Below are 6,933 nucleotides of genomic sequence, written 5' to 3'. Positions count from 1 at the left end.
TGGGAGCGCAGCGACCGTCTGGCGCAGCCAGACACAGCGGAAGGAGGTGCAGCGCAGCAAACCGTAGCCGCTGCGCCCGGATCAGTCCCGGAGCGAAGGAACCCGAGCCTGCGAGGGCCGAACGCAGGAGCAAGCCTTTTGGGTTACCTTTTTGGCGTTTGAAAAAGGTGACCCGCCGTAAGGGCGGAACCCTAAGCCGCCGTTACCGCAGCAACGGATATGTACCCAAAACTCACCGCCTGAAAGACAGCCATCACCCGCCAGATCAGGTACGCATCCCCCGCCCACTCACCAGCAACCGCGCACAACCGAGATACAACACCACCGTCGCCACCAGCATAAAGGTGATCGCAATACCGATCCGGATATCCGAGACCCCCAGAATGCCGTAGCGGAAGGCATTGACCATGTGCAGCACCGGGTTCGCCAGCGACACCGTCTGCCAGAACGGCGGCAACAGCGTGATCGAATAAAACACTCCGCCCAGGTAAGTCAGGGGCGTCAACACGAACGTCGGAATAATCGAAATATCATCGAAGTTTCGCGCAAACACCGCATTGATGAAGCCCAGCAGCGAGAAAATCGTCGCCGTCAGCACCACCACCAAAATGGTCACACCCAAGTGGTGCACCTGCAGATCGGTAAAGAACAGCGACAGGATCGTCACGATCAAACCCACCGCCAGACCACGCAATACGCCACCAATGGTGAAGCCGATCAGAATGGTGTGCGGGGAAACCGGCGAGACCATCAGTTCTTCGATGGAGCGCTGGAACTTGCTGCCGAAGAAACTCGAAACCACGTTGCCGTAGGAGTTGGTGATCACTGACATCATGATCAACCCCGGCACGATGTACTCCATGTACGTGAAGCCACCCATGTCGCCGATCTGCCGGCCGATCAGGTTACCGAAGATCACGAAGTACAGAACCATGGTGATCGCCGGCGGCAGCAGGGTCTGCGGCCAGATCCGCATGAAGCGTTTGACCTCGCGGTAAACGATGGTCTGCAAGGCGACGAGGTTGGGACCGAACTCAGAACTCATACCGCCACCTTCGACAGATTTTTCTCCACCAGAGACACGAACAACTCCTCAAGGCGATTGGTTTTGTTACGCAGGCTCAGCACTTCGATGTTCTGCAAAGCCAATTGGCCGAACAGCGCAGTAATGCCCATCGACTTGTCGACCTGCACTTCCAGCGTGTGCGCATCGATCAGCCGCGACGGGTAACCGACCAGTTGTGGCGCGGCCGCCAGATCGCCCTTGAGATCGAGCAGGAAGGTTTCCACATGCAACTGACCGAGCAGTTGGCGCATGCTGGTGTTCTCGACAATCGTGCCGTGGTCGATGATGCCGATGTTGCGGCACAACTGCTCAGCCTCCTCCAGATAATGCGTGGTGAGGATGATGGTGATGCCTTTCTGGTTCAGTTCGGTGAGGAAGGTCCACATCGACCGGCGCAGCTCGATGTCGACACCGGCAGTCGGTTCGTCGAGGATCAGCAGCCGCGGCTCGTGTACCAGTGCGCGAGCGATCATCAAGCGCCGCTTCATGCCGCCGGACAGCGAACGCGACGGCACATCGCGCTTGTCCCACAGGCCCAGTTGCGTCAGGTACTGCTCGGCGCGTTCCTTGGCGATTTTCGCCGGGATGCCGTAATAACCGGCCTGGGTCACGACGATGTCGAAAGTCTTTTCGAACTGGTTGAAGTTGAATTCCTGGGGCACCACGCCGATCGAGCGCTTGAGCGCGGCCGGGTTCCTGTCCAGGTCGTGGCCAAAGATATTCACCGTGCCGCTGGTCTTGTTGACCAGGGTCGAGAGAATGCCGATGGTCGTGGATTTGCCGGCGCCGTTGGGGCCGAGCAAGGCGAAGAAGTCACCTTCGGCGACGTCCAGATCGATACCACTCAAGGCCTGGAACCCGTTGCCGTAGGTTTTGGTTAGCTGCCGGATGGACAGAGCGGAACTCATATCGGATTTACGCACCATGAAGGGGAGAAAAGAATAAATAAGGGCGAGCGGCGAGGGAAACAACCGCGGCGCAAGTTCGCAATGGTGCTTGCCGACGCCGCACAAGTACAGTCAAGTGTGTCGATAGTAATTATCAAGTCAACGCGGTCATGACCGCTTTCTGATAGGCCGGACGCTGTTTCAGGCGCTCGTACCAGGCTTGCAGATGGGGTTGTGGTGCGCGCTCGATGGGCATTTCGAACCAGGCATAAATGAAGCTGCCGAGCGGGATATCGCCCATGCCGATTTCATTGCCGGAGAGGTAAGGCTGGCTGATCAGGGCATGGTCGGCCATGTTCAACAACTCGTCGCACTCTTTGATCGCGGCATTGATCGCCGCCCAGTCCTGCTTCTCGGCGGGCGTACGCAACACGCCCCAGAACACTGTGCGAAACGGCCCGGCAAAACTCGAGCTGGTCCAATCCATCCATTTGTCAGCGGTGGCGCGGGTGCGCGGATCCGCCGGATACCAGGCGCTGTCGGGCGCGTGTCTGGCCAGCAGATAACGGACGATGGCGTTGGATTCCCACAGCACCAGACCTTCGTCTTCGATTACCGGTACCCGGCCATTCGGATTCATCGCGCGGTATTCCGGCGTATCGACCACACCGAACGCGCCACCGGCATCGATCGCCTCGTAAGCCAGGCCAAGCTCCTCGGCCGCCCACAACGCTTTCCTGACATTCGAAGAGTTTTTCCGTCCCCAGATCTTCAGCATGACCGCCTCTTTGCAAATGCGTGGACGGCCAGCATACGCCGGATCAGCGAGCACTCACATCACTGAGCATGTCACCCAGTAACGCCGGTTGCTGATCGGTAAACAGGTGCGGATAGCATTTTTGCAGATGCTCGAAGAAGAACGCTTCCGGCACATCGCTGAACTGGCCGTGATCGACCAGATATTCCATCAGCAGCGCGCCATCACGGTTGTACGGGTGAAAAACGCTGTCATTGACGCCGTCGAATTCCAACGGCGCGACATTGAACAGCTCACACAATTGCTGATTGAACGCCGGCGTAGCCTTGACCCAGCGGCCATCAAGAAAGAACTCGGTGTAGCCGTGCATGGCGAATCGGTCGCTCCGCAGCAACTCGAGCAGGCGCGGGGTCGACAGATGATTGCGCACATCGGCCAGACCAATGCGCGCCGGAATCCCGCAGTGTCTCGCGCAGCCAGCCAGCAGCGTGGCTTTGGGCACGCAATAACTTTCGCCTGTCGCCAATGCATGGCTGCCGCGCAAGGTCTGCGGGTCGCGGCTGAACGTGTAGGGGTTGTAGCGCACTGCTTCGCGCACGGCGTAATAAAGACCGATTGCCTGCTCACGCGGATCTTGGCTGGCGCCGCGATGCTGCTCGGCGAACTCCACCACTGCCGGGTGGTCACTATCGATGAAGCGGCCGGGGCTCAGATACTCGTGCATGACGGCAATCTCCTGGATGAGTCACGAGTCTAGCGACAGCTTGAGCACAGAGATAACGACGTTTCGGCCAAACCTGGAAGCAAAGCCGCGGGATCGGCGAACGATTTCCCACACGTGTTGCCCACCGAACCTACGAAAACCATCCGGGGTTTCCCACGATTTCAATCACCTTGGTCTGACCACCCGCTTTTACAGATGCCGTCTAAGCTCTGGAGGGTCGATTTGCCTTGGTTCACGGAGGACTGAATATGCTGTTGTTATGGATACTGGTTTTGATCGTTGGTGTGGCGTATCTCGCTCACCGGCGCATCGCCCCTCTGCCTGCCTTGGGCATCGTTGCCGTCTACCTGGTGGCGATGGGCATCTTCAGTCATGCACCGGGCTGGTTGCTGGCATTGTTCTGGGTAGTGCTGGCGCTGATCGCCGCCCCCTTGCTGCTGCCTGACCTGCGCCGCCAGCATTTCACTGCGCCATTGTTCAACTGGTTCCAGAAAACCCTGCCGCCGATGTCGCAGACCGAGCGCGATGCGATCGACGCCGGCACCGTGTGGTGGGATGGCGAACTGTTCAGCGGGCGTCCGGACTGGGACAAACTGCTGGCCTATCCAAAGGCGCAATTGAGCGAAGAAGAGCAAGCTTTCATCGACGGCCCGACCGAAGAACTTTGTGCAATGGTCACTGATTGGCAGATCGGCCAGTCGATGGATCTACCGCCTGAAGCCTGGGCACACATCAAGGAACACGGCTTTTTTGCCCTGATCATTCCCAAGGAATTCGGTGGCAAAGGTTTCTCCGCGTACGCTCACTCGCAAGTGGCGATGAAACTGGCGACCCGCAGCGGCGACCTCGCCTCCACGGTAATGGTGCCCAACTCCCTCGGCCCGGCCGAACTGCTGCTGCATTACGGCACTGACGAACAACGCAACCACTATCTGCCACGACTGGCCCGTGGCGATGACATCCCGTGCTTCGCCCTCACCGGCCCGCTCGCTGGCTCCGACGCCGGTGCCATGCCCGACACTGGCATCATCTGCAAAGGCCAGTGGCAAGGCGAGGAAGTTGTCGGCCTGCGCCTGAACTGGGAAAAGCGCTACATCACCCTGGGCCCGGTCGCGACACTTCTAGGCCTGGCCTTCAAGGCTTATGACCCCGAGCATCTGCTCGGCGAAAAGGAAGACCTCGGCATCAGCCTGGCGCTGATCCCGACCGACACCCCCGGTGTCGAAATCGGTCGTCGTCACCTGCCGCTGGGCGCGGCATTCATGAACGGGCCGAACTCCGGCAAAGACGTATTCATCCCGCTGGACTACCTGATTGGCGGCCAGGAAATGCTCGGCAAGGGCTGGATGATGCTGATGAACTGCCTGTCGGTCGGCCGCTCGATCTCGTTGCCAGCAGTCGGCACCGGTGCGGCCAAATTCACTAGTCTGGTCACCGGGCAGTACGCGCAGATTCGTGAACAGTTCAACGTACCGCTGTCGGCTTTCGAAGGTATTCAGGAGGCCATGGCCCGCATCGGCGGCAACGCATGGATGATGGACGCCGCGCGCATGCTCACGGCCAATGCGGTGGATCTGGGCGAGAAACCTTCGGTGCTGTCGGCGATCCTCAAGTATCACCTCACCGAACGCGGGCGCGAGTGCATCAGCCACGCCATGGATGTGCATGGCGGCAAGGCGATCATCATGGGCCCGAACAACTACCTGGGGCGCAGCTGGAACGGCGCGCCGATCTTCATCACCGTCGAAGGCGCGAACATCCTCTCGCGTAATCTGATGATCTTCGGTCAGGGCGCGATCCGCTGCCATCCGTTCGTGCTCAAGGAAATGGCCCTGGCCGGCCGCGAGGACAAGGACCAGGCGCTGAAAGAGTTTGACGGCCTGCTGCTCAAACACATCGGTTTCGCCATCAGCAATGCCGCCAGTACCCTGGTGCTCAACCTGGGCTTGGGTCACTTTGAACACGCACCGGGCGACAAGATCAGCCAAGGCTACTTCCGTGCGCTCAACCGTCAGGCTGCGGCGTTCGCCATGCTGGCGGACTTCAGCATGATGCTGCTGGGCGGCGAACTGAAACGCCGCGAACGCCTGTCGGCGCGCCTCGGCGATGTGCTGAGCAACCTGTACCTGGCCTCCGCCGCGCTCAAGCGTTATCACGACCTCGACTCGCCGGCCTATATGGAGCCGCTGCTACGCTGGGCCATGGAAGAAAGTCTTGGCCAGTCGGAACGAGCACTCGATGAACTGCTGCGCAACTTCCCCAACAAGGTGTTCGGCTGTCTGTTGCGGGTCATTGTCTTCCCGTTCGGTCGTCGCCACACAGGCCCGTCGGACAAGCTCGGCGCCGAAGTGGCGGGCGTCATCGGTCGCGCCAAGGGCGATCCGGCGCTGGAACAACTCCTCGCCGGCTGCTACCGACCGCAATCCCCAGACGACGCGGTCGGCGCGCTGCAACACGCCAGCGATCTGCTGCATGCCGCGCAGCCACTGCACAAAAAGCTGCACACCTTGCTGAAAAGCGGTCAGGTCAAACCGGTCGCCGGCGAACACGCCATCGACGCGGCACTGGAGGCCGGCGTACTGCAACCGATAGAAGCGCAAAACCTGCGCGACGCCGAAGCCGCGCGACGCAAAGTGATCGATGTCGATGATTTCGACAAGGAAGAACTGGCACTGGCCGAGGGCAAAGTTCGCTGATCTCTGCTGCCGTACAGCGTTTAATCTGTGAAAAACGGGCGCGGGGGCTTTATACTCCCGCGCCCGTTTTGCTCTTGAGGACTTATCTCGTGTCCAACGTCGTTGCCGATCATCTTGTATTGCTCGACCACCTTCGCAGTATCCTGGTCGCCGTAGGTGAGGCCGAACAGGTGCCCGAAGAAAGCCACACCCTGTTCCTCGAGCGCTTCGACGAACTGCTGGCGTCCTTGCCGATCGATCCTATCGAAAGCCAATATCTTGGCCAGGACATCCTGACCCAGGTGATCTCCCGCTACCCGCAAATCGCCCACCTCATCCCGCGCGACCTGCTGTGGTACTTCGCTGGCGACTGCCTGCATTACCTGTCCGACGAAGAAATCGACCTGTACCAGGCACTCGAAGAGCGTCGCTTCGAAGCCGAACAGAACGACGAACCGTTCGACTGGAACCAGGAAAAGCAACTGATGGCGATGTCCGCGCAGGACAGCAAGCACTGAGATTGTCCTGCTCATGAAAACGCCCGCATGGTGATGCCATGCGGGCGTTTTTTTTGGCTTTGTCGTGATGCCGAGTGAGGACAACGGCATATGCCAAAGGCCAACGTCAAAAGCCCCTCACCCTAACCCTCCCGAAACGTCGGACCGCCCGTAGGGAGAGGGGACTGATCGGGGTGAATGTGAGAGTTACGCCGACTTGCGATACCAAGTCGTACTCCACATTCGAAGCCAACCCAAATCGGCTCCCTCTCCTAGGGGAGAGGGCTGGGGTGAGGGGCAGCCACACCACAAATCCCAAGCCGAACA

General features: G+C 59.6%; 6 protein-coding genes. 2 read left to right on the top strand and 4 right to left on the bottom strand.

From position 1 onward, the window contains the following. Positions 1-265: 265 nt before the first annotated feature. The 4 genes from ACYYKW_RS26230 to ACYYKW_RS26215 form a co-directional block, all read right to left on the bottom strand. Entirely contained in the window at positions 266-1,045 is a 780-nt protein-coding gene (locus ACYYKW_RS26230; RefSeq protein ID WP_039760202.1) for an ABC transporter permease, read from the bottom strand. After that, positions 1,042-1,974 carry an ABC transporter ATP-binding protein gene (locus ACYYKW_RS26225; protein WP_090285239.1) on the bottom strand — a complete coding sequence of 311 codons (933 nt, stop codon included), beginning with the start codon at positions 1,972-1,974 and terminating at the stop codon, positions 1,042-1,044. Before ACYYKW_RS26225 ends, ACYYKW_RS26230 begins: the two co-directional genes overlap by 4 nt. A gap of 133 nt (positions 1,975-2,107) precedes the next feature. Then, positions 2,108-2,731: a glutathione S-transferase family protein gene (locus tag ACYYKW_RS26220; RefSeq protein WP_090285241.1), complete on the bottom strand. Its 624-nt coding sequence runs from the start codon at positions 2,729-2,731 to the stop codon at positions 2,108-2,110. A gap of 43 nt (positions 2,732-2,774) precedes the next feature. Next, entirely contained in the window at positions 2,775-3,434 is a 660-nt protein-coding gene (locus tag ACYYKW_RS26215; protein ID WP_464991568.1) for a transglutaminase-like domain-containing protein, read from the bottom strand. 248 nt (positions 3,435-3,682) lie between these two features. On the opposite strand from ACYYKW_RS26215, the gene ACYYKW_RS26210 reads away from it, so the two are divergent. Both ACYYKW_RS26210 and ACYYKW_RS26205 read left to right on the top strand, forming a co-directional pair. Continuing rightward, positions 3,683-6,130 (top strand): acyl-CoA dehydrogenase, encoded by a 2,448-nt coding sequence (locus ACYYKW_RS26210; RefSeq protein WP_464991567.1) that lies wholly within the window; start codon positions 3,683-3,685, stop codon positions 6,128-6,130. An 89-nt stretch (positions 6,131-6,219) separates the two neighbouring features. Next, positions 6,220-6,627, top strand: coding sequence for a PA2817 family protein (locus ACYYKW_RS26205; RefSeq protein WP_464991566.1), 408 nt, complete (start codon positions 6,220-6,222; stop codon positions 6,625-6,627). Positions 6,628-6,933 lie beyond the last annotated feature (306 nt).

Source organism: Pseudomonas sp. 15C, from assembly GCF_055484735.1.
Note: the sequence above shows the minus strand (reverse complement) of the source record. Positions and strands in the feature narration are given on the sequence as shown.